Genomic DNA, 18,857 nt, shown 5'->3' with positions numbered 1-18,857 from the left:
GCCGGGCACCGCCGAAGGGAGGCGCCGCCGTGCGCCGCACCGTGTTCACCGAGGACCACGAGGCCTTCCGGGAGACCATCCGGGACTTCATCGCCAACGAGGTCGTCCCCGTCTACGAGGACTGGGAGGCCGAGGGCCACCCGCCGCGGGACTTCTACCGCCGGCTCGGCGCGCTCGGCGTCTTCGGCATCGAGGTGCCCGAGGAGTACGGCGGCGCGGGCGAGAGCGGCTTCAAGTACCAGGCGGTGATCGCCGAGGAGACGGCGCGGGCCGGCGTCGGCTTCGGCTCCTCCGGGGTGCACACCGGCCTGGTGCTGCCCTACCTGCTGGAGTACGCGACCGAGGAGCAGAAGCGGCGCTGGCTGCCCGGCTTCGTCTCCGGCGACCTGATGACCGCGATCGCGATGACCGAGCCGGGCGCCGGCTCCGACCTCGCCGGCATCTCGACCACCGCGCGGCTCTCCGAGGACGGCACCCACTACGTCCTCAACGGCGCCAAGACCTTCATCACCGGCGGCGTCCTCGCCGACCTCGTCCTGGTGGTCTGCCGCACCGCGCCGTACGACCCGGAGAACCGCCGGGCCGGGCTCTCCATCCTCTGTGTGGACACCTCCTCCCCCGGCTACAGCGTCGGCCGCAAGCTGCAGAAGATCGGCCTGCGCACCTCGGACACCGCCGAGCTGGCCTTCTCGGACGTCAAGGTGCCGGTGGAGAACCTGCTCGGCGAGGAGGGCCGGGCGTTCGCGTACCTGACCCACAACCTGGTGCAGGAGCGGCTGGCGATCGCGGTCGGGGCGTACGCGGCCTCCGCCGCGGCGGTGCGGTTCGCGGTGCAGTACGTCAAGGACCGCAAGGTGTTCGGCAAGGCGGTCGCCGAGTTCCAGAACACCAAGTTCACGCTGGCCGACTGCGAGGCCCAGGTGGTGGCGCAGCAGTCGATGGTGGACCGCGCGCTGGAGCTGTACCAGAGCGGCGGGCTCACGGTGGCGGACGCGGCGGCCGCCAAGCTGTTCTGCACCGAGTCGGCGTCCGGCGTGATCGACAAGTGCCTTCAGCTGCACGGCGGTTACGGCTACATCCTGGAGTACCCGATCGCCCGGCTCTACACCGACAACCGGGTGTTCCGGATCTACGGCGGCACCAGCGAGGTCATGCGCAGCATCGTCGCCAAGTCGCTCGGGCTGTAGGCCGGGCCGCTCGGGCTGTAAACCGGGCCGCTCGGGCCTCGGCCGGGCGCGGCACCCGCACCGCGTTCACCCGGCCGGCGGAGTCGGGCGGGTGAACGGCCGGGGCTCCGCTCTCAGTTGGGCGAGTGGTGCTCCGCACGCCAGGCGTCCCAGCCGGCCGAGGACGCCACCTTGGCCTCGTGCAGGGCCCGCTGGGCCATGGCGGTCGGCGGGGTGTCCAGTCCCCGCACCCAGGCTCGGCCGGCCGTGGCCAGCGCCGCGCACACCATCACCGCACCCGCCGTGCCGAACAGCGCGCCGATGCCGGTCAGCACCGCCCCGCCGGCCAGCAGCGAGCGGTTGACCTGGAACCCGCTGAAAGAACGCTCGTTGGTCGCCATGCCTCCACGATGGGGGCAGTCGGCCGCCTCCGCACGCCGAGCGCACCCGCCCGCGACCCGGCTCGGCGTGCGGGCGCGGGGCGCGTCCGGGACGCTGGGCCGCAGGAGCGCCCGCGCAGCAGGACGGCACCGGACGGCAGGAGGACGCGCGATGGTCGATCTCGAACAGCTCGTCGCGGAGCACGCGGCCCTGGCGGCCGAGAGCCCGCACGGCCGCAGCGCCCATCTGGTGCTGCACGACGGGGTGCTGCGGCAGACGGTGATCGCGCTGACCGCGGGCACCTCGCTCGACGAGCACAACGCCCCGGCCGCCGCCAGCGTCCAGGTGCTGCGCGGGCGGGTCTCGCTCACCATCGCCGGGCGGCGCGAGGAGCTCTCGACGGGGCAGTTGCAGGCCGTCCCGCAGGAGCGGCACGGCCTGCTGGCCCACATCGACTCGGTGGTGCTGCTGACGGCCGTCACCGCCTGAGTCCCGCCCCCCGGCGGTCGCCGGGCGGGCTCAGGACGCGGGACCGTGCCAGGCCCCCGCGGGCTTCAGCAGCGCGCCGCCGACCATCTCCAGCCCGCGCAGCAGGTCCCGCCCGCCCGGCGCCATCTCGGGCGCGGCGAGCCACTGCCCGGCCAGGCCCACCAGCAGTGCCTGGTAGAAGGTGCCGCGGGCCAGCTCCTCCTCGGTGTCCGACACCTCGGCGAGCCCCTGGAACACGGCCGCCAGTCCGAGCCGGCCGTCCTTCTGGGCTCCGGCCAGCGCCTCCCGCAGCTCGGGCGCCCGCTCCACCTGCACCATCGCCTCGAACTGCGCGACCCAGAGGCCGCGGTGCTCGGCGATGGTGTCCCGCACGCCGTCCCACACGGCGACGAACCGTTCCTCCGGGTCGTCGGACGCCTCGTTGGCCTTCGCCACCACGGCCCCCACCATCGCGCCCCACTCCCCGGTCGCCTCGATCAGCGCCGCGTTGAGCAGCGCCTCCTTGGAGCCGAAGTGGTAGCCGATGGCCGCCAGGCTCACGCCGGAGGCGGTGGCGACGTCCCGGGCGGTGGTCCGCCCGTAGCCCTTCTCGATCAGGCAGCGCTTGGCGCCGGCCATGAGGTCCTCTCGATTTCCCATGCCCGAATGCTACGTCCGATCAAGACGGATGTCTTGCACACCCGTCTGGCACGCATGATTTAGACGCTCGTACTAGACAATCGTCTGACACATCCGTACCGTCTTTCCCATGACCGCCACCACAGGCCGCGCAGGCCGTCGCGAATGGATCGGCCTCGCCGTCCTGTTGCTCCCGACCCTCGTCCTCACCATGGACATGGGCGTGCTCTTCTTCGCCGTCCCCTACATCTCCACCACGCTGGCGCCGAGCGGCACCGAACAGCTGTGGATCATGGACATGTACTCGTTCCTGCTCGCCGGGCTGCTGATCACGATGGGCGCGCTGGGTGACCGGATCGGCCGCCGGCTGCTGCTGATGATCGGCGCCGTCGGCTTCACCGGCGCCTCGCTGCTCGCCGCCTACGCGGACGGCGCGGGCCAGCTGATCGCCGCCCGGGCCCTGCTGGGCGCCGCCGGGGCCACCGTGATGCCCTCGACCCTCGCGCTGATCCGCAACATGTTCCACGAGCCCAAGCAGCGCCAGATCGCGCTCGGCGCCTGGGGCGGCATCCTCACCGCCGGCGCCACCCTCGGACCGGTGGCCGGCGGACTGCTGCTCGACCACTTCTGGTGGGGCTCGGTCTTCCTGCTCGCCATCCCGGTGATGGTCCTGGTCCTGCTCACCGCCCCGGTGCTGCTGCCCGAGTACCGCTCCCCGCAGCGCGGCAGCTTCGACCTGCCGGGTGCCGCCCTCTCGCTGGCCGCCGTGCTGCCCTTCGTCTACGGGGTCAAGACGCTCGCGGTGGACGGCTGGGACCCGCTCGCCGCGATCGCCGTCCCGGTCGGCCTGCTCTTCGGCGGCGCGTTCTACTGGCGGCAGCGCACCGCCGCCCACCCGCTGCTCGACCTCGGCCTGTTCCGGATCCGCGCCTTCAGCGGGGCGATCAGCGTCAACACCGTGGCGATGTTCGCGATGATGGGCTTCACCCTCTTCACCTCGCAGTACCTGCAGCTGGTCAAGGGCATGAGCCCGCTCACCGCCGCGCTCTGGTCGCTCGTCCCCAGCGTGGGCGTCGGCGCGGCCGTCGGCATCAGCTCGGCGCTCGCCGGGAAGGTCCGCCCGGCGGTGATGATGGCGAGCGGCTTCCTGATCGGCGCGGTCGGCTTCGCGCTGATGACCCAGGTCGGCGCGGACTCCCCGCTGGCGCTCATCCTCACCGCGGCGGGCGTGCTGGCCGCCGGCACCGTCGGCACCATGACCCTGACCGCCGAGATGGTCGTCTCGGCCGCCCCCGCCGAGCGGGCGGGCGTCGCCTCCGCCACCTCCGAGACGGCCGTCGAGCTCGGCAGCTCCCTCGGCATCGCGCTGCTCGGCGCGGCCGGCGCCGCGGTCTACCGCTCCCGGCTGGACGGCGGCCTCCCGGCCGGTGTGGAGGGCGAGGCCGCCCACGCCGCGCAGGACACCCTCGGCGGCGCGGTCACCGTCGCCGCCCAGCTGCCCGGCCGGCTCGGCGGCGAACTCCTCACCACCGCCCGCACCGCGTTCACCGACGGCCTGCACGTCGCCGCCGTGGTCGGCCTCGTCCTCGCGGTCGGCGCCTCCCTCCTCGCCTACCGCCTCCTGCGCCACCTCCCCGCCAGCACCCCGGCCCCCACCCCCGAGCCGGCCGCCGCCTGACCCCGCCCCACCGCCGATCCCCCGCCGCGCGTCATCGCAGCCCCCGCCCCCACCCGGCCGGGGGCTGCCGCGTTCCCGGAGCCGCATCCCGGCGGGCGGGCGGCCCGGCGCGGCCGCGCGACCCCGCGCGGCCGCGGCCGACGGGGCGCCGTGCCAGGCTTCGGGGATGACCAACGAGGTGAACCACGAGCGGGTGCGCGGGAGTTACGACGCGGTGGCGGAGGAGTACCGGGAGCGGGTGGGGGACGAACTGGGGTTCAAGGTGATGGACCGGGCCCTGCTGGGAGTGGTGGTCGAGGAGGCCGCCGGGGGGACGGTGGCGGATCTGGGGTGCGGGCCCGGGCACGTGACGGGGTGGCTGGCCGGGCAGGGGGTCGCCGCGGTCGGCGTGGACCTCTCGCCGGCGATGGTGGCGGTCGCCCGGCGCGACCACCACGCAGCGGAGTTCCGGGTCGGGGACCTGCTGGGACTGCCCGCCGCGGACGGCGAGTTCGCCGCCGCGGTGGCGCTCTACTCGGTGATCCACCTGGAACCGGAGGAGCTGCGGCCGGCCTTCGAGGAGATGCGGCGGGTCCTGCGGCCGGGCGGCGTGCTGCTGGTGGCCTTCCACCTCGGCACCGGGGTCCGGCGGTTGGACGAGTGGTGGGGCCACCGGGTGGACGTGGACTTCCACTTCCTGGAGACGGAGGCCGTCGCCGGGCTGCTGGCCTCGGCCGGGTTCACCGTGACGGCCCGGCTGGAGCGCGGCCCCTACCCGCAGGAGGCGCAGACGCGTCGCGGCTACCTGGTCGCCCGCCGGGACTGACCCCCCGCGCGGCGTGCGGAACCGGCCAAAACGCGGGGGCGGGGTGGCTCGAAGAGGGGTGGTCCGCGGGGGTGCGGTCGGACGGGGAGCCGGGCGGCGGCGCGGCCCGGCCGGCGCCCGGGGCCGCCGGGAAGCGGTCTGACCTCGGATGATGCGGGTGCTCCCGGCGGGCCCTGCGGGGCGGGCCCCCGGCCGCCCCCGCAACATCTGGTTTTTGACCAGCGTTTCCCGGCCGGTGTATACGTTCGCCGCCACGGGCAGGCATACTGGCCAGGACGGGCGCTTTGCCCAACTGTGACGTATGACTCTAGACGAGAAGGGACCGGTGGCCAGGGATGCTGCGTAACGGTCTTGAGCCCTGGCACGTGCTCGTGGTGCTGGCTGTCGTGATCCTGCTGTTCGGGTCGAAGAAGCTGCCGGAGATGGCCCGTGGCCTCGGCAAGTCGATGCGGATCCTCAAGGCGGAGACGAAGGCGATGCGCGAGGACGACACCCCCGCCGCCGACGCCGCCCAGGGTACCGCTCAGAGCACCGCCGCCCCGGCGCAGCCGGCCGCCGAGCAGCCCCGCCAGGCCGTGAACCCGGCCAATGTGACCAAGGCCGCCGAGCAGCCGCGGTCCACCACCACCGCCTGAGACCCGGCGGCGCGAATCCGGCCGAAGCCCCCGCCCCACGGCGGGGGCTTCGTCGTGTCCGGCTGTTCGGCCGCCCCGCCCGCGGGCTCGACTGGCCGTCCCTTGTGATCCGTTGTCTCCTGGTGTGCACGACAGGAGGAACGGAGTCGAGGCATGGCGACCAACGAGCCCGGCGGCGCGCCGGCCGGGGCGCGCTGACCGGCATGAGCAGCCAGCAGCCGCCGGCGACCCGGCCCGCCTCCCCGTCCGCGCACCGGGAGAACCTCGACCTGCGGGCCTGGGGCCTGCTGCTCGGCTCGTTCACCCTGCTGATGGTCGGCTACTTCACCGTGCCGCTGCGCGTCCTGGGCCAGGACCGCCCGCTGCTGAGCTGGCTGCTCTTCGGGGTGGTGCTGACCGGGCTGACCGGGCTGCTGGTGGCCCGGATCATCGACACCTTCCGCGGCACGGGCCGTCACCCGGTGGTGTGGCTGGCCTTCCTGATCTGCCTCTCCCTGACCGTCTTCGCCGGCACCTACTACGTGCTGGCCGACCACCCGGGCGAGTTCGTCGGGCTGGAGACCCGGCTCGACTCGCTGTACTTCACGGTCGTCACGATGGCGACCATCGGCTACGGCGACATCACCGCGTCCGGGCAGGGGCCGCGGCTGGTGGTGCTGCTGCAGATCGCCTACAACTTCGTCTTCCTGGCGGCGGCGGCCGGCGCGCTGAGCCGGACCGTCCGCAGCGGCATGGAGACCCGCGCCCACCGCGAGGGCCACGGGCACGGGCAGGAGCACCACCACGTCCGGCGCCGGCGCCGCCGCAAGGGCTAGGAACGGCTGCTGTCGATCACGCAGAAGCGGTTGCCGTCAGGGTCCTCGACGACCACGAAGTCCGGGTCCGGCGGGTAGAGGTCCCAGTCGACCCGCCGCGCGCCGAGGCCGACCAGCCGCGCCACCTCGGCCGCCTGGTCGGCCGCGTCCGCCGCGTAGAGGTCCAGGTGGACCCGCGGGTGCGGCTGCGGCGGGGTGGCGCTCCGGCCGAGCGCCACCTGCACCCCGGGGGCGCCGTCCGCCGGGACGAGCACCACCCAGTCGTCCTCGACCAGGCCGTCGCGGGGGACGTACCCCAGGGCCTCGCCCCAGAACGCCGCCGCGCGGCGGACGTCGGCCACCCCGAGCACCACCGAACCGATTCTCAGCATGCCGGCGATTGTGCCGGACGGGACGGGACGGAGGGAACGGACAGGCCGCCGGTCAGGCCGCCGGTCAGGGCCGCGGACAGGCCGGACCGGACCGGCTCGCCCGCCGTCCAGGCGGGCACCACCGGGTCGGCCTCCCCCTCTTCCCCGCCGCCGGAGGGGAGTTACCCGCCCGCGCCGCCCGCTCCACCGCCGCGCCGGCGCAGCGACATCAGGAGCAGGAAGACCGCCGACAGCACGGCCGCCACCCGCAGCACGCCCGGCGCGGACTCCCACACCACCTGGTTGGCCTGCTCGCCGGGGTTCAGGGCCGTGCCCCAGCGGCCCTGGGCGCGGCCCCAGACCCAGAGCGAACTGCCGCTGATCGTCATCAGCGGGATCCCGAACACGGCCACCTTGCGGGCGAGGTCGGACAGGTGGCGGGAGACGTAGCCGAGCGCCCAGCCGATCAGCACGGCGATCAGCTGTCCGGTGACGGCGCCGCCGATCAGCACCGCGGCGGAGAGCAGCAGCAGCGGTGAGGGGCGGTGGCGGGCGGACCCCCCGGCCTTGGCGGGCGGCGCGGAGGCGTCGGGGGCCGCGGGGGCGCCCTCGGCGGGGGCGGCCCCCTCCTCGGCCGCCCGGCCCCGGCGCGCCTTGGCCTTCCCCGCCCGGCCCTTCTTCTTCGGGGCGGCGGGCGGCTCGGCGGCCGCGGCCCCGCCCGGCGCGGGCTCCTCGCCCTCCGCGCCGGGCCCCTTCCCGTCCTCGGAGGCGGTCCGCTGATCGGGGATCGGCCGGTTGGACACGACCGGGCCGTCCCCGAAGTCGATGCTCACGTAGTCCCAGTCGCCCGTGTTCACGGCGCGGTACGCGGGCGGCAGCGCCTCGGGGTCGGCGGGGGCGCCCTCGGCCGGCTTCGCCGTCCACGGCGAGTCGCCGTCCCGCCCGGGCTTCGTCAACCGGGCGGACGGCCCAGGGGAGCGCGTGGGCGGCGGCAGGAACGCGCCGGGCGCGCCGTCCTTCGGCCCGGAGGGCGGCGCGGACGCCGGCGCGGACGGAGGTCCGGCGGGGCGCGGCGGCACCGACGGGCGCGGCGGCGCGGCGGGCGCCGGCTCCTGCGCGTACACGCTGTCCCCGTCACCGCCCCGGCCCGCCGGCCCGGGGGCGGCCGGCGGCTCGCTCCAGGGCCCCTGCTTGCGCCACCACTCGCCGTCCGACATCCCACACCCCGCCTTGCCCGTACCGAACCGGACCCGCCACGCGTCCGGACGCGGCGTCAGCCCCGCCGACCGTGACGGTACCCACCCGCCGCCCCGCCACGCGAGCCGGAGCGCCCCCGGGCGCGCCCCACCGCGGCGGCCGTCGCGCCGCCGCCGGCACCCTCCCGCCCGGCCGCCGCCCGACTAACCTAGGTCGAATGACCACACAGCAGGGCCCCCAACGCCAGGCCAAGCCCGCCGCCGGCCCCCGCACCCTCGCCGAGGAGCTCCGCGCCCGGCCCGACGACGACCTCGCCGCCCTGCTCCGGTCCCGCCCCGACCTGCTCAACCCCGTGCCCGGCGACCTCACCCAGCTCACCGCCCGGCTCTCCTCCCGTGCCTCCGCCCTGCGCGCGCTGGAGCGGCTGGACCGGTTCACCCTGCAGACCGCCGAGGCCCTCGCCGCGCTCCCCGACGGCTCCCCGTCCACCGCCGTCCGCACCCTGCTGGCCGGGCCGGTCAAGGTGAAGCCGCACCCCGGCGCCACCCCGCTGAGCGCCGCCGACCGGTCCGCCGTCGCCTCCGCGCTCCCCCGCGCCCTGGCCACCCTGCGCGACCGCGCGCTGCTCTGGGGCCCGGACAACGGCCTGCGGCTGGTCATCGCCGCCCGCGAGGCGCTCGCCCCGACCGCCGCCAACCCCGGCCGCACCGGTCTCGGCCCGACCTTCGCCGAGGCCAGCACCGGCATGTCCCCGGCCCGCCTCCAGCAGTTGCTGGCCTCCGCCGGGCAGCCCGCGACGCCCGACCCGGTCTCCGCCGTCGCCGCGTTCACCGCGCTGCTCACCGACCGCACCCGCTGCGAGGAACTGCTCGCCACCGCCCCCGAAGCCGCCCTGCGGCTGCTCGACCGGCTGGTCTGGGGCCCGCCCAGCGGCACCGTCCCGGACGCCACCCGCCCGGTCACCGCCGAGGACGCGCAGAGCCCGGTCGAGTGGCTGCTGGCCCGCGGTCTGCTGCTGCCCAGCAGCCCGGGCAGCGTCGTGCTGCCCCGCGAACTCGCCCTCCACCTGCGGGGCGGCCGCGCGCACCGCACCGTCGAGCCGCTCGCGCCCGAGCCGGCGCCCGCCGCCGCGCCGCGCGACCCCCGGATGGTGGACGGCGCCGCCGCCGGGCAGGCGCACACCGCCGTGCGGACCGTCGAGGAACTGCTCGACCTCTGGGGCCTCACCCCACCGCCCACCCTGCGCGCCGGCGGCCTCGGCGTGCGCGACCTCAAGCGCACCGCCCAGGCCCTGGAGGGCACCGAGCCGATCGCCGCCTTCTGGCTCGAACTCGCCCACACCGCGGGCCTGCTGGCCCCGGACGGCGAGGCGGACGAGCGCTGGGCGCCGACCCCGGGCTACGACGAGTGGCTGCGGCTGGACACCGCCGAGCGCTGGACCGTCCTGGCCCGCGCCTGGCTCGCCGCCACCCGGGTCGCGGCCCTCGCCGGCACCGCCGACGGCAAGGGCAGGCCGCGCGCCGCGCTCGGCCCGGAGCTGGACCGCACCCTCGCCCCGTCCGTCCGCCGCGCCGCCCTGGCCCTGCTCGCCGAACTCCCGCCCGGCACCCCGGCCACCGCCGAGGAACTGCTGCCCACCCTGCGCTGGCAGCGCCCGCTGCGCGGCGGTCCGGCCGCCCCCGACGGCGGCGGCGACCTGCGCGACCAGCTGGTCGCCTGGACCCTCGCCGAGGCCGAGCTCCTCGGCGTCACCGGCCGCGGCGCGCTCGCCGCCCCGGCCCGGGCCCTGCTCACCGCCGAGCACGACCCGGCCGCCGTGCTCGACCCGCTGCTGCCCAGGCCGCTCGACCACGTCATCCTGCAGCCGGACCTCACCGCGATCGCCCCCGGCCCGCTGCTCACCCCGCTCGCCCAGGCGCTCGCGCTCTGCGCCGACATCGAGTCCAAGGGCGGCGCGACGGTCTACCGGTTCACCCCCGGCTCGGTGCGCCGCGCGCTGGACGCCGGACGCACCGCCGCCGACCTGCGGGCCTTCCTGGCGCAGCACTCCCGCACACCCGTCCCGCAGCCGCTCGCCTACCTGATCGACGACGTCGCCCGCCGGCACGGCCTGCTGCGGGTCGGCGCCGCCTCGTCCTACCTGCGCTGCGACGACCCGGCGCTGCTGAACGAGATCCTGGCCGACCGCCGCTCCGCGGACCTGCGGCTGCGGCTGCTCGCGCCCACCGTGCTGGCCGCCCAGGCCGCCCCCGACGTCCTGCTCGCGGGCCTGCGCGCCATGGGGTACGCGCCGGCCGCGGAGTCCGCCGAGGGCGATGTGCTGATCACCCGCCCGGACAGCCACCGCACCCCGCCGCGCGCGGCGCCGGTGCCCGTCCCGGACGGCCCGCCCGTGCCGGACGACACCCTGCTCGCCGCCGCCGTCAAGGCGATCCGGGCCGGCGACCGGGCCGCCACCGCCGTCCGCCGCGAGCCCGGCGTCCCGGCGGGGCGCCAACTCCCGCGCACCGCCGCCGCCGAGACCCTCGCGGCGCTGCAGACCGCGGTCCTGCTCGGCGAGCGGATGTGGATCGGCTACCTCAACGCGGAGGGCCTCGCCAGCCAGCGGATCATCGACCCGGTCAAGGTCGAAGGCGGCTACGTCACCGCCTTCGACCACCACGACGGCGAACTGCGCACCTTCGCGCTGCACCGGATCACCGGCGTCGCCGAACTCGACGAGTAGCGGCCCCGGGCCTCCGGGACCTCAGTGCCCCGGAACCTCAGGACCCCTGCGGGGCCTCAGTGCGCCTGCCCCTGCTCCTTGGCCTCCCGCTCCGCCTGCTTCTCCTTCATCGCCTTCTCCGCCATGGCGGCGAGGTCCCCCTGCCCGACCGGCATCACCGCATTGGCCCCGGACAGGTCCGCGAGCAGGAACCCGGGCGCCGCCAACAGCCCGCCCGGTCCCTCCCCGATGCCCGCGACGGCCTGCGCGGAGCCGGCCGTGGTGGCGGTGGCGGCGAAGGCCGTCCCGACGAGGGCGAGAGCGGTGAGAACACGCTTCGACTTGTTCATGCCCTCCCCAACGAGCCACCCCGCCGCCGGTCACCCCCCGCCACCCCGTCCGCACCGCGCGTACCGCCGGTTGACGCCCCGCTCCCACCGGCGTAGTCCGGAATGCGGGGGGTGACGAAAGGAGTCATCATGCTCGGCGATCTCATCGGTGAGACCCAGGGCCAGGACACCGGCCGGCGCGTCCTCGACGCCGGGGACGGCCACGTCGTCGTCGAGGTCTCGTTCGAGGGCAGCGGCAGCTACTACGGCACCGCCGTCACCGGCTTCGGCACCTACGAGTCCGAGTTGCGCGCCGACGGCACGCTGCGCGGCGAGGGCCAGGGCGTCGACATGACGGCCGACGGCCAGGGCGTCGTCTGGCACGGCACCGGCATCGGCCACTTCACCGAGGGCGGCGGCACCAGTTGGCGCGGCGCCCTCTTCTTCCACACCGCCTCGCCCCGGCTCGACCGCCTCAACCACGTCGTCGGCCTCTTCGAGTACGAGGTCACCCCGGACGGCAAGTCCACCGGCACCTTCCACGAGTGGAAGTAGCCCTCCCGCCCCGAGCGGTCCCGCGCACCCGGCCGGATGGGCGACACTGGAGGGTCGGCGTCCCGAAGGACCCGCAGACCCGACCGACCTGTCAGCCAGTGGAGGGCTCCCCCGCGTGAACGACGGACCGCTCATCGTCCAGAGCGACAAAACTCTTCTCCTGGAGATCGACCACCCCAAGGCCGCCGACTGCCGCCGGGCCATCGCGCCGTTCGCGGAGCTGGAGCGGGCGCCCGAGCACGTGCACACGTACCGGGTGACGCCGCTCGGGCTGTGGAACGCGCGGGCCGCCGGGCACGACGCCGAGCAGGTCGTGGACGCCCTGGTGACGTACTCGCGCTACCCGGTGCCGCACGCCCTGCTGGTCGACGTGGCCGACACGATGGCCCGCTACGGGCGGCTGCGACTGCTCAAGCACCCGACCCACGGGCTGGTGCTCACCACCACCGACCGGCCGGTGCTGGAGGAGGTGCTGCGCTCCAAGAAGATCATCCCGCTGGTCGGCGCCCGGGTCGACCCGGACACCGTGGTGGTGCACCCCTCCGAGCGCGGGCAGATCAAGCAGGTGCTGCTGAAACTCGGCTGGCCCGCCGAGGACTTCGCCGGCTACGTGGACGGCGAGGCGCACCCGATCGACCTGGAGGAGGACGGCTGGAGCCTGCGCCCCTACCAGGCGCAGGCGGTGGAGGGCTTCTGGCACGGCGGCTCGGGCGTCGTCGTGCTGCCCTGCGGCGCCGGCAAGACGCTGGTCGGCGCGGCGGCGATGGCGCACGCCAAGTCGACCACGCTGATCCTGGTCACCAACACCGTCTCGGCCCGCCAGTGGAAGCACGAGCTGGTCAAGCGGACCTCGCTCACCGAGGACGAGATCGGCGAGTACAGCGGGACCAGGAAGGAGATCCGCCCGGTCACCATCGCCACCTACCAGGTGATGACCACCAAGCGGAAGGGCGTCTACGCCCACCTGGAGCTGTTCGACGCCCGCAACTGGGGCCTGGTCGTGTACGACGAGGTCCACCTGCTGCCGGCCCCGGTCTTCAAGTTCACCGCGGACCTCCAGGCCCGCCGCCGGCTCGGTCTGACCGCCACCCTGGTGCGCGAGGACGGCCGCGAGGGCGACGTGTTCAGCCTGATCGGCCCCAAGCGCTTCGACGCGCCGTGGAAGGAGATCGAGGCGCAGGGCTACATCGCGCCCGCCGACTGCTGCGAGGTCCGGGTCACCCTCACCGACTCCGAGCGGCTCGCCTACGCGACCGCGGAGCCCGAGGAGCGGTACCGCTTCTGCGCGACCACGGCGACCAAGCGCCGGGTGGTGGAGGCCCTGGTCAGGAAGCACGAGAAGGACCAGACCCTGATCATCGGCCAGTACATCGACCAGCTGGACGAGCTCGGCGAGGCCCTGGACGCCCCGGTGATCAAGGGCGAGACCAGCAACGCCCAGCGCGAGAAGCTGTTCGACGCCTTCCGCAACAAGGAGATCGGCGTCCTGGTCGTCTCCAAGGTCGCCAACTTCTCCATCGACCTGCCGGAGGCGACCGTCGCCATCCAGGTCTCCGGGACCTTCGGCTCCCGGCAGGAGGAGGCCCAGCGCCTCGGCCGGGTGCTGCGCCCCAAGGCGGACGGCCACGCCGCCCACTTCTACTCGGTGGTCGCCCGGGACACCGTCGACCAGGACTTCGCCGCCCACCGCCAGCGCTTCCTCGCCGAGCAGGGCTACGCGTACCGCATCATCGACGCGGACGACGTGCTGTAGCGACGTGCTGTAGCGACGTGCTGTAACGACGTGCCGCAAGGGGGCCGGCGGGGCCGGCGGGGCCCACGGGGCTGGAACCGGGGGGCGGACGCGACTAGGATCGTCCGTCTGCCCCCTCCCGAACCGTGGTACCTGCTGTAGTCGCGCAGGCAGCCGGGGGAGGTACCGGCCGTTCGGCAACCGGCCGGTATCCACCGTGAGCTCCTACGATCCGCTGCGCCCGCACCAGGGGCAGCCGGAAAGGTTCGCTGTGCCCGCCACCCCCACCACCGACCCCCTGCAGCGCGAACGGGACCACCTGGCCTCGTCCAGGTCCGCGCTGCGCGCGATGCGCGAGGACGTCGAGTCCCTGGACATCCGCGACGTCACCGGCACCTGGGTCACCGCCCTCGTGCTGCAGAACCAGATCGAGGCCAGGATCGCCGCCCTGGCCGACCTCTCGCACACCCCGCTGTTCTTCGGCCGGCTCGACTACCTGCACGCGATCAGCGAGGAGTTGAGCGAAGGCTCCGGCGGAGAGAGCTTCTACATCGGCCGCCGCCACGTGCACGACGCCGACGGCGACCCGATGGTGATCGACTGGCGCGCGCCGGTCTCCCAGCCGTTCTACCGGGCCAGCCGCACCGAGCCGATGGACGTCGAGCGCCGCCGCCGCTTCGGCTACACCGGCGGCGAGCTCACCGCGTACGAGGACGAGCACCTCTCCGACCCGGCCGAGCACGACACCTCCTCGGCCCTGCTGGCCGCCGAGATCGAGAAGCCCCGCGTCGGCCCGATGCGCGACATCGTGGCGACCATCCAGCCGGAACAGGACGAGATCGTCCGCGCCGACATCTCCGGCACCCTCTGCGTGCAGGGCGCCCCCGGCACCGGGAAGACCGCCGTCGGCCTGCACCGGGTGGCGTACCTGCTGTACGCGCACCGCGAGCGGCTGGCCCGCACCGGCACCCTGGTGATCGGCCCGAACAACGCCTTCCTCTCCTACATCGAGCAGGTGCTGCCCGCGCTGGGCGAGCTGGACGTCGCGCAGGCCACCGTGCAGCAGCTGGTCGGGCACGTCGAGGTGCGCGGCGAGGACTCCCCCGAGGCGGCCCGGCTGAAGGGCGACGCCCGGATGGCGGAGGTGCTGCGCCGGGCGGTCCGCTCCGGCATCGCGCTGCCCACCGAGCCGTGCGTGGTGATCCGCGGCTCCCGCCGCTGGCGCGTCCCGGTCCACGAACTGATCGAGATCATCGAGGAGTTGAAGGGCCGCGACATCCGCTACGGCGCGGCCGCCGAGGCGCTGCCGCAGCGGATCGCGCACACCGTGCTGCTGAAGATGGAGCAGGGCGGCGAGGCCCCGGACGACCGGGTGCAGGACGCGGTGGCCCGCAACGCCGCCGTGAAGGCGGTGGTCAAGGCGTGCTGGCCGGCGGTCGACCCGGCCAGGCTGGTGCTGCGGCTGCTCTCCGATCCGGAGTTCCTGGCCGCCTGCGCGGACGGCGTGCTGAGCGCCGAGGAGCAGGCGGCCGTGCGGTGGCCCAAGCCGGGCCGCTCGGTGAAGACCGCCCGCTGGACCGCCGCCGACGCCGTGCTGGTCGACGAGGCGACCGACCTGGTCCGGCGCACCGCCTCGCTGGGCCATGTGGTGCTGGACGAGGCGCAGGACCTCTCGCCGATGCAGTACCGCGCGGTCGGCCGCCGCTGCACCACCGGCTCGGCGACCGTGCTGGGCGACCTCGCCCAGGGCACCACCCCCTGGGCGACGGCGAGTTGGCCGGAGGCGCTGCACCACCTGGGCAAGCCGGCCGCCCACATCGAGGAGCTGACCAAGGGCTTCCGGGTGCCGGAGGAGGTCATCGCGTACGCCTCCCGGCTGCTGCCGTCGATCGCCCCCGGCCTCAACCCGGCCAGTTCGGTCCGCGAGGCCCCGGGCTCGCTGACGATCCGCCAGGTGGCCGAGGAGGAGCGGACGGAGGCCGTGGTCGAGGCCTGCCGACGGGCGCTGGAGCGGGAGGGGTCGACCGGTCTGATCGCGGCCGACGCGCGCGTCCCGCTGCTGGCGGGGGCGCTGGCGGAGGCCGGACTGGCGCACCTCGCCCCCGGCGCCGAGACCAGCGCCGAGGCCCGGCTGACGCTCGTCCCGGCGTCGCTGGCCAAGGGTCTGGAGTACGACTACGTGGTGCTGGACGAGCCGGCCGCGGTGGTCGCGGGCGAGCCGGACGAGCGGACCGGCCTGCGGCGGCTGTACGTGGCGCTCACCCGAGCGGTGTCCGGCCTGGAAGTGCTGCACGCCGAGCCGCTTCCGGCGCAGCTGGACGGCTCCCGGCCGGACGACGCCGGCTGAGCAGCCGCAGCTGAACGGCTGCGGCCGGAACGGCCGGGGCCGGCCCGTCGTCACGCGACGGCCGGCCCCGGTGCCCCCGGCGGCGCTCAGCCGCCGATCAGCGCCCGCCACTCGGCGACCTTGGCCGCGTCCACCGGCGACTGCCAGCCGTCCGCCCGGACCGCGCCGCCGACGTGGAAGGCGTCGAACCCGGCCGCCCGCAGGCCCGGCAGGTGCTCGGCGCGCAGGCCGCCGCCGATCAGGATCCGCTGGGTGTAGCCGGGCTCGCCGGCCCGGGCCAGCTCGGCCAGCAGGACGTCCCGGCCGGCGTCCACCCCGCCGGCCGCGCCGGAGGTGAGGAAGGTGTCCAGGCCGGGCAGCGCGCCGACGGCGGCGCGCACGGCGGCCCGGTCGGCGCTGTGGTCGATCGCCCGGTGGAAGGTCCAGCGGCAGCCGGCCACCGCCTCGGCGACGGCCTCGGTGGCGGCCAGGTCGACACCGCCCCCGGCGTCCAGGAAGCCGAAGACGAACTCGTCGGCGCCCTCGGCCCGGAGCGCGGCGGCGCGGGTGCGCAGCCCGTCCAGGTCGCCGGGGGCGAAGCCGTCCCGGATGCGGAGCATGACGCGCAGCGGAAGTTCGACGGCGGCACGGATCCTGGCGAAGTCCTCGACCGAGGGGGTGAGCCCGTCGGCGGCCATGTCGGTGACCAGTTCGAGCCGGTCGGCGCCGCCCGACTCGGCGGCCTGGGCGTCCTGGGGCGTCAGCGCGATGACTTCGAAAATTGGTCTAGACATATCAGATAGCCTGCCACATCGGTCCGTCCCCGGCGAGCCCCGTGCGGCCACTTGGCCGGACGGCGCACACCGCCGCGACAACGCGCGACGGCCGGACGAACGGGCCCACAACCCGTTCGTCCGGCCGTTCGAGGAGCAGCGGTGCTCCGGCCGTCCCCGATCAGACGAGGCTCCGGACACCTCCCGCGCCCGCGCCGGTCCGCCGCCCGTCACCGGCCCGGCGCAGCATCCATCCGGTCGCCACCAGCCCGACCACCACCGCGACCGTCAGCGGCGCCATCCGCCACATGCCGCCGACCGACTGCCAGGTCCGGAAGACGTTGAAGCCGAGGGTCATCGGCAGCGCCGCGAGGCCGATCGCGGCCGGTGCCAGCCGCCCCCGCGCCGCGAAGAGCAGCGCGGCCGCCGGCACCAGCAGCAGCGCGACCGCCGCGTCCCGGTCGAGCAGGCCGAAGGAGCTGTAGAACCCCTCCGCGGTCAGGATCAGAGCGCCGCCGGCCGCGGCGGCCAGCACCGCGATCCGGCCGCGGGCGTCCGGCCGCTCCTCCATCAGCTCCTGCGGGGCGAAGGCGAACAGCAGGCCGGCCAGCAGCAGCGGGGTCGACTCGCCGGACTGCGAGAGGAACCACCAGAGCGAGGGGGTGTGCTGCACGGCCGCGGTCAGCACGCCCAGGGCGCCGACACCGGCCACGCCGAACGCCGCGTACCGGGCCTCCCGCCGGCGGCCGGCCAGGACGGCGGCGACCAGCAGCAGCGGCAGCAGCGCCTGCCCGAGGAACCAGACGAAGGCCGGCACCTCGCCGATCCGGTCCGGCAGCGCCCACGCCGGGACCCAGGCCGGGTTCACCACCTGGTCGACCGTGTAGGCCGCGCACAGCCCGGCGACCGCACCCGCGACCAGCGGCGCGGCCAGCGCGAACAGCTGCCCGACGACGGAGGAGGCGGTCAGACCGGTGCGCATCCGCAGGCCGTACGCGCCCAGGTCGAGCACCTCGCGGGCGGTGGCCAGCCGGCTGGTCCCGGCCGTGCTGTCGGCGAAGACCGCGGACAGCTCGTCCCCGCGCTCGCGCCGGTAGCGGGCCGGGTAGAGCATCAGCGCGGCGCGGAGCGCCACCGGCTCCCCCATCACTCCGGGGAATGTCTGGATCGTCATGCGTAAGCCCCCCTGACCCTGGTGAACGCTAGTGTGGCGGCCCCGCCGCCGACCGGACGGAAACCGGCCGGGCGGACGGCCGCCAGCCGGCGCTGGGCCTCCTCGGCGACGGCGCGCAGCCGCTCCGCCTCGGTGGCCAGGGCGCCGCGCCCGCCCTCGGTGAGCGCGTAGGTGCGCCGGGCCCGGCCGTCCACGATCTCCTCGGCCGCGACCTCGATGAGGCCCTGCTGGAGCAGCCGGTCGAGCGCGCCGTACAGCGTGCCGGTGCGCATCTTGACCCGGCCGTCCGAGATCGCGGTGATCTCCTGGATGAGCGCGTAACCGTGCCGCGGGGCGTCGGCCAGTGCGGTCAGCAGGAGCAGTGTCGGCTCTTGCATCGCCCGTTCAGTCATGAAGCTACATATACCTTTCATCGACATATCACGTCCAGTGGAATCCCGGTCCGCTCCGGCGCGGCCCAGCAGAATGGCCCCATGTCCGACACCGCTACCCCGGTCCCCGAGGACCTGCTCGCCGCCTGGACCGCCCTGCTCCACCGCCGCGGTGCGGCGGGCGACCCCGCCCCGGCCGGCCGGGAGCTGCTGCGCCGCTGGTCCGAGCCGCAGCGCCGGTACCACACCGTCGCCCACCTGCGCGCGGTGCTGGACCACGTCGACGCGCTCGCCGACGACGCCGCCGACCCGGACGCCGTCCGGCTGGCCGCCTGGTTCCACGACGCCGTCTACCGTCCGGACCGCTCCGAGAACGAGGAGCGCAGTGCCGTCCTGGCCGTCCGGGCGCTCGACGAGGCCGGACTCCCGGCGGCCCTGGTCGCGGAGGTCGCCCGGCTGGTCCGGCTCACCGTCACCCACCACCCCGAGCCGGGCGACCGCGACGGCGAGGTGCTGTGCGACGCAGACCTCGCCGTACTCGGCGGTCCGCCGCAGGCCTACGCGGCGTACGCGGCGGCCGTCCGGGAGGAGTACGCCTTCGTGCCGGAGCCGGAGTTCCGCGCCGGGCGCGCGGCCGTGCTCCGCCAGTTGCTCGCACTCCCCGCGCTGTACCGCACGCCCACCGCGCGCGCCCGTTTCGACGCCGCCGCCCGGGCCAACCTGGCCGCCGAGATCGCCGGGCTGGAGGCCGCCGGCTGA

The 18,857-nt window shown here is 75.3% G+C and carries 19 protein-coding genes; 11 read left to right on the top strand and 8 right to left on the bottom strand.

Annotated elements, in window-relative coordinates; all coding sequences use genetic code 11:
* The first annotated feature begins 29 nt into the window (after nucleotides 1-29).
* A complete protein-coding gene (locus tag ACFVFS_RS05275; RefSeq protein WP_380620369.1) occupies nucleotides 30-1,187 on the top strand; it encodes an acyl-CoA dehydrogenase family protein in 1,158 nt (385 codons plus the stop codon).
* 113 nt (nucleotides 1,188-1,300) lie between these two features.
* Here the strand turns inward: ACFVFS_RS05275 and ACFVFS_RS05270 are convergent, their stop codons facing one another.
* A complete protein-coding gene (locus ACFVFS_RS05270; protein WP_380620368.1) occupies nucleotides 1,301-1,567 on the bottom strand; it encodes a hypothetical protein in 267 nt (88 codons plus the stop codon).
* Between the two features lie 151 nt (nucleotides 1,568-1,718).
* On the opposite strand from ACFVFS_RS05270, the gene ACFVFS_RS05265 reads away from it, so the two are divergent.
* Nucleotides 1,719-2,036, top strand: coding sequence for a cupin (locus ACFVFS_RS05265; RefSeq protein WP_380620366.1), 318 nt, complete (start codon nucleotides 1,719-1,721; stop codon nucleotides 2,034-2,036).
* Nucleotides 2,037-2,066: 30 nt separating this feature from the next.
* On the opposite strand, the gene ACFVFS_RS05260 is transcribed toward ACFVFS_RS05265, so the two are convergent.
* Nucleotides 2,067-2,675 (bottom strand): TetR/AcrR family transcriptional regulator, encoded by a 609-nt coding sequence (locus ACFVFS_RS05260; protein WP_380620365.1) that lies wholly within the window; start codon nucleotides 2,673-2,675, stop codon nucleotides 2,067-2,069.
* A gap of 109 nt (nucleotides 2,676-2,784) precedes the next feature.
* Between ACFVFS_RS05260 and ACFVFS_RS05255 the strand changes: the two genes are divergently transcribed.
* The 4 genes from ACFVFS_RS05255 (at nucleotide 2,785) to ACFVFS_RS05240 (ending at nucleotide 6,587) form a co-directional block, all read left to right on the top strand.
* Nucleotides 2,785-4,332 (top strand): MFS transporter, encoded by a 1,548-nt coding sequence (locus tag ACFVFS_RS05255; RefSeq protein WP_380620364.1) that lies wholly within the window; start codon nucleotides 2,785-2,787, stop codon nucleotides 4,330-4,332.
* 166 nt (nucleotides 4,333-4,498) lie between these two features.
* Complete coding sequence (locus tag ACFVFS_RS05250; protein WP_380620363.1) at nucleotides 4,499-5,137, top strand: class I SAM-dependent methyltransferase; 639 nt, start codon at nucleotides 4,499-4,501, stop codon at nucleotides 5,135-5,137.
* Between the two features lie 335 nt (nucleotides 5,138-5,472).
* Nucleotides 5,473-5,772, top strand: a complete 300-nt coding sequence (tatA, locus tag ACFVFS_RS05245; RefSeq protein WP_380620361.1) for a Sec-independent protein translocase subunit TatA — start codon at nucleotides 5,473-5,475, stop codon at nucleotides 5,770-5,772.
* Nucleotides 5,773-5,975: 203 nt separating this feature from the next.
* A complete protein-coding gene (locus tag ACFVFS_RS05240) occupies nucleotides 5,976-6,587 on the top strand; it encodes a potassium channel family protein (RefSeq protein WP_380620358.1) in 612 nt (203 codons plus the stop codon).
* Here the strand turns inward: ACFVFS_RS05240 and ACFVFS_RS05235 are convergent.
* Nucleotides 6,584-6,958, bottom strand: a complete 375-nt coding sequence (locus ACFVFS_RS05235) for a VOC family protein (RefSeq protein ID WP_380620355.1) — start codon at nucleotides 6,956-6,958, stop codon at nucleotides 6,584-6,586. The genes ACFVFS_RS05240 and ACFVFS_RS05235 overlap by 4 nt on opposite strands.
* A gap of 161 nt (nucleotides 6,959-7,119) precedes the next feature.
* Entirely contained in the window at nucleotides 7,120-8,154 is a 1,035-nt protein-coding gene (locus ACFVFS_RS05230; RefSeq protein ID WP_380620353.1) for a hypothetical protein, read from the bottom strand.
* Between the two features lie 197 nt (nucleotides 8,155-8,351).
* Between ACFVFS_RS05230 and ACFVFS_RS05225 the strand changes: the two genes are divergently transcribed.
* Nucleotides 8,352-10,859: a helicase C-terminal domain-containing protein gene (locus ACFVFS_RS05225; RefSeq protein ID WP_380620351.1), complete on the top strand. Its 2,508-nt coding sequence runs from the start codon at nucleotides 8,352-8,354 to the stop codon at nucleotides 10,857-10,859.
* A 56-nt stretch (nucleotides 10,860-10,915) separates the two neighbouring features.
* Here the strand turns inward: ACFVFS_RS05225 and ACFVFS_RS05220 are convergent, their stop codons facing one another.
* Nucleotides 10,916-11,188 (bottom strand): hypothetical protein, encoded by a 273-nt coding sequence (locus ACFVFS_RS05220; RefSeq protein ID WP_380620349.1) that lies wholly within the window; start codon nucleotides 11,186-11,188, stop codon nucleotides 10,916-10,918.
* Nucleotides 11,189-11,317: 129 nt separating this feature from the next.
* On the opposite strand from ACFVFS_RS05220, the gene ACFVFS_RS05215 reads away from it, so the two are divergent.
* The 3 genes from ACFVFS_RS05215 to ACFVFS_RS05205 all read left to right on the top strand — a co-directional run bounded on the left by ACFVFS_RS05215 (nucleotide 11,318) and on the right by ACFVFS_RS05205 (nucleotide 15,801).
* Nucleotides 11,318-11,722, top strand: a complete 405-nt coding sequence (locus ACFVFS_RS05215; protein WP_380620347.1) for a hypothetical protein — start codon at nucleotides 11,318-11,320, stop codon at nucleotides 11,720-11,722.
* Between the two features lie 115 nt (nucleotides 11,723-11,837).
* Nucleotides 11,838-13,475, top strand: coding sequence for a DNA repair helicase XPB (locus tag ACFVFS_RS05210; protein ID WP_380620344.1), 1,638 nt, complete (start codon nucleotides 11,838-11,840; stop codon nucleotides 13,473-13,475).
* 250 nt (nucleotides 13,476-13,725) lie between these two features.
* Nucleotides 13,726-15,801, top strand: coding sequence for a HelD family protein (locus ACFVFS_RS05205; RefSeq protein WP_380620341.1), 2,076 nt, complete (start codon nucleotides 13,726-13,728; stop codon nucleotides 15,799-15,801).
* Between the two features lie 86 nt (nucleotides 15,802-15,887).
* Here ACFVFS_RS05205 and ACFVFS_RS05200 read toward each other — a convergent pair whose 3' ends face one another.
* The 3 genes from ACFVFS_RS05200 to ACFVFS_RS05190 all read right to left on the bottom strand — a co-directional run bounded on the left by ACFVFS_RS05200 (nucleotide 15,888) and on the right by ACFVFS_RS05190 (nucleotide 18,119).
* Nucleotides 15,888-16,574 (bottom strand): copper homeostasis protein CutC, encoded by a 687-nt coding sequence (locus ACFVFS_RS05200; RefSeq protein ID WP_380620339.1) that lies wholly within the window; start codon nucleotides 16,572-16,574, stop codon nucleotides 15,888-15,890.
* 160 nt (nucleotides 16,575-16,734) lie between these two features.
* Complete coding sequence (locus ACFVFS_RS05195) at nucleotides 16,735-17,727, bottom strand: hypothetical protein (protein ID WP_380620336.1); 993 nt, start codon at nucleotides 17,725-17,727, stop codon at nucleotides 16,735-16,737.
* A complete protein-coding gene (locus tag ACFVFS_RS05190) occupies nucleotides 17,724-18,119 on the bottom strand; it encodes a PadR family transcriptional regulator (RefSeq protein ID WP_344334095.1) in 396 nt (131 codons plus the stop codon). Before ACFVFS_RS05190 ends, ACFVFS_RS05195 begins: the two co-directional genes overlap by 4 nt.
* 81 nt (nucleotides 18,120-18,200) lie before the next feature.
* On the opposite strand from ACFVFS_RS05190, the gene ACFVFS_RS05185 reads away from it, so the two are divergent.
* Nucleotides 18,201-18,857: a hypothetical protein gene (locus ACFVFS_RS05185; RefSeq protein WP_380620333.1), complete on the top strand. Its 657-nt coding sequence runs from the start codon at nucleotides 18,201-18,203 to the stop codon at nucleotides 18,855-18,857.

This window comes from Kitasatospora sp. NPDC057692 (genome assembly GCF_042799475.1).
Classification (GTDB): domain Bacteria; phylum Actinomycetota; class Actinomycetes; order Streptomycetales; family Streptomycetaceae; genus Kitasatospora.
Note: the sequence above shows the minus strand (reverse complement) of the source record. Positions and strands in the feature narration are given on the sequence as shown.

What these genes read in the sequence shown, in the direction of transcription:
- ACFVFS_RS05220 (WP_380620349.1), bottom strand. Translation starts at nt 11,188, where the DNA reads ATGAACAAGTCGAAGCGTGTTCTCACCGCTCTCGCCCTCGTCGGGACG.
- ACFVFS_RS05240 (WP_380620358.1), top strand. Translation starts at nt 5,976, where the DNA reads ATGAGCAGCCAGCAGCCGCCGGCGACCCGGCCCGCCTCCCCGTCCGCG.
- ACFVFS_RS05255 (WP_380620364.1), top strand. Translation starts at nt 2,785, where the DNA reads ATGACCGCCACCACAGGCCGCGCAGGCCGTCGCGAATGGATCGGCCTC.
- ACFVFS_RS05200 (WP_380620339.1), bottom strand. Translation starts at nt 16,574, where the DNA reads ATGTCTAGACCAATTTTCGAAGTCATCGCGCTGACGCCCCAGGACGCC.
- ACFVFS_RS05215 (WP_380620347.1), top strand. Translation starts at nt 11,318, where the DNA reads ATGCTCGGCGATCTCATCGGTGAGACCCAGGGCCAGGACACCGGCCGG.
- tatA (WP_380620361.1), top strand. Translation starts at nt 5,473, where the DNA reads ATGCTGCGTAACGGTCTTGAGCCCTGGCACGTGCTCGTGGTGCTGGCT.
- ACFVFS_RS05190 (WP_344334095.1), bottom strand. Translation starts at nt 18,119, where the DNA reads ATGACTGAACGGGCGATGCAAGAGCCGACACTGCTCCTGCTGACCGCA.
- ACFVFS_RS05230 (WP_380620353.1), bottom strand. Translation starts at nt 8,154, where the DNA reads ATGTCGGACGGCGAGTGGTGGCGCAAGCAGGGGCCCTGGAGCGAGCCG.
- ACFVFS_RS05195 (WP_380620336.1), bottom strand. Translation starts at nt 17,727, where the DNA reads ATGACGATCCAGACATTCCCCGGAGTGATGGGGGAGCCGGTGGCGCTC.
- ACFVFS_RS05265 (WP_380620366.1), top strand. Translation starts at nt 1,719, where the DNA reads ATGGTCGATCTCGAACAGCTCGTCGCGGAGCACGCGGCCCTGGCGGCC.
- ACFVFS_RS05185 (WP_380620333.1), top strand. Translation starts at nt 18,201, where the DNA reads ATGTCCGACACCGCTACCCCGGTCCCCGAGGACCTGCTCGCCGCCTGG.
- ACFVFS_RS05270 (WP_380620368.1), bottom strand. Translation starts at nt 1,567, where the DNA reads ATGGCGACCAACGAGCGTTCTTTCAGCGGGTTCCAGGTCAACCGCTCG.
- ACFVFS_RS05235 (WP_380620355.1), bottom strand. Translation starts at nt 6,958, where the DNA reads ATGCTGAGAATCGGTTCGGTGGTGCTCGGGGTGGCCGACGTCCGCCGC.
- ACFVFS_RS05225 (WP_380620351.1), top strand. Translation starts at nt 8,352, where the DNA reads ATGACCACACAGCAGGGCCCCCAACGCCAGGCCAAGCCCGCCGCCGGC.
- ACFVFS_RS05260 (WP_380620365.1), bottom strand. Translation starts at nt 2,675, where the DNA reads ATGGGAAATCGAGAGGACCTCATGGCCGGCGCCAAGCGCTGCCTGATC.
- ACFVFS_RS05250 (WP_380620363.1), top strand. Translation starts at nt 4,499, where the DNA reads ATGACCAACGAGGTGAACCACGAGCGGGTGCGCGGGAGTTACGACGCG.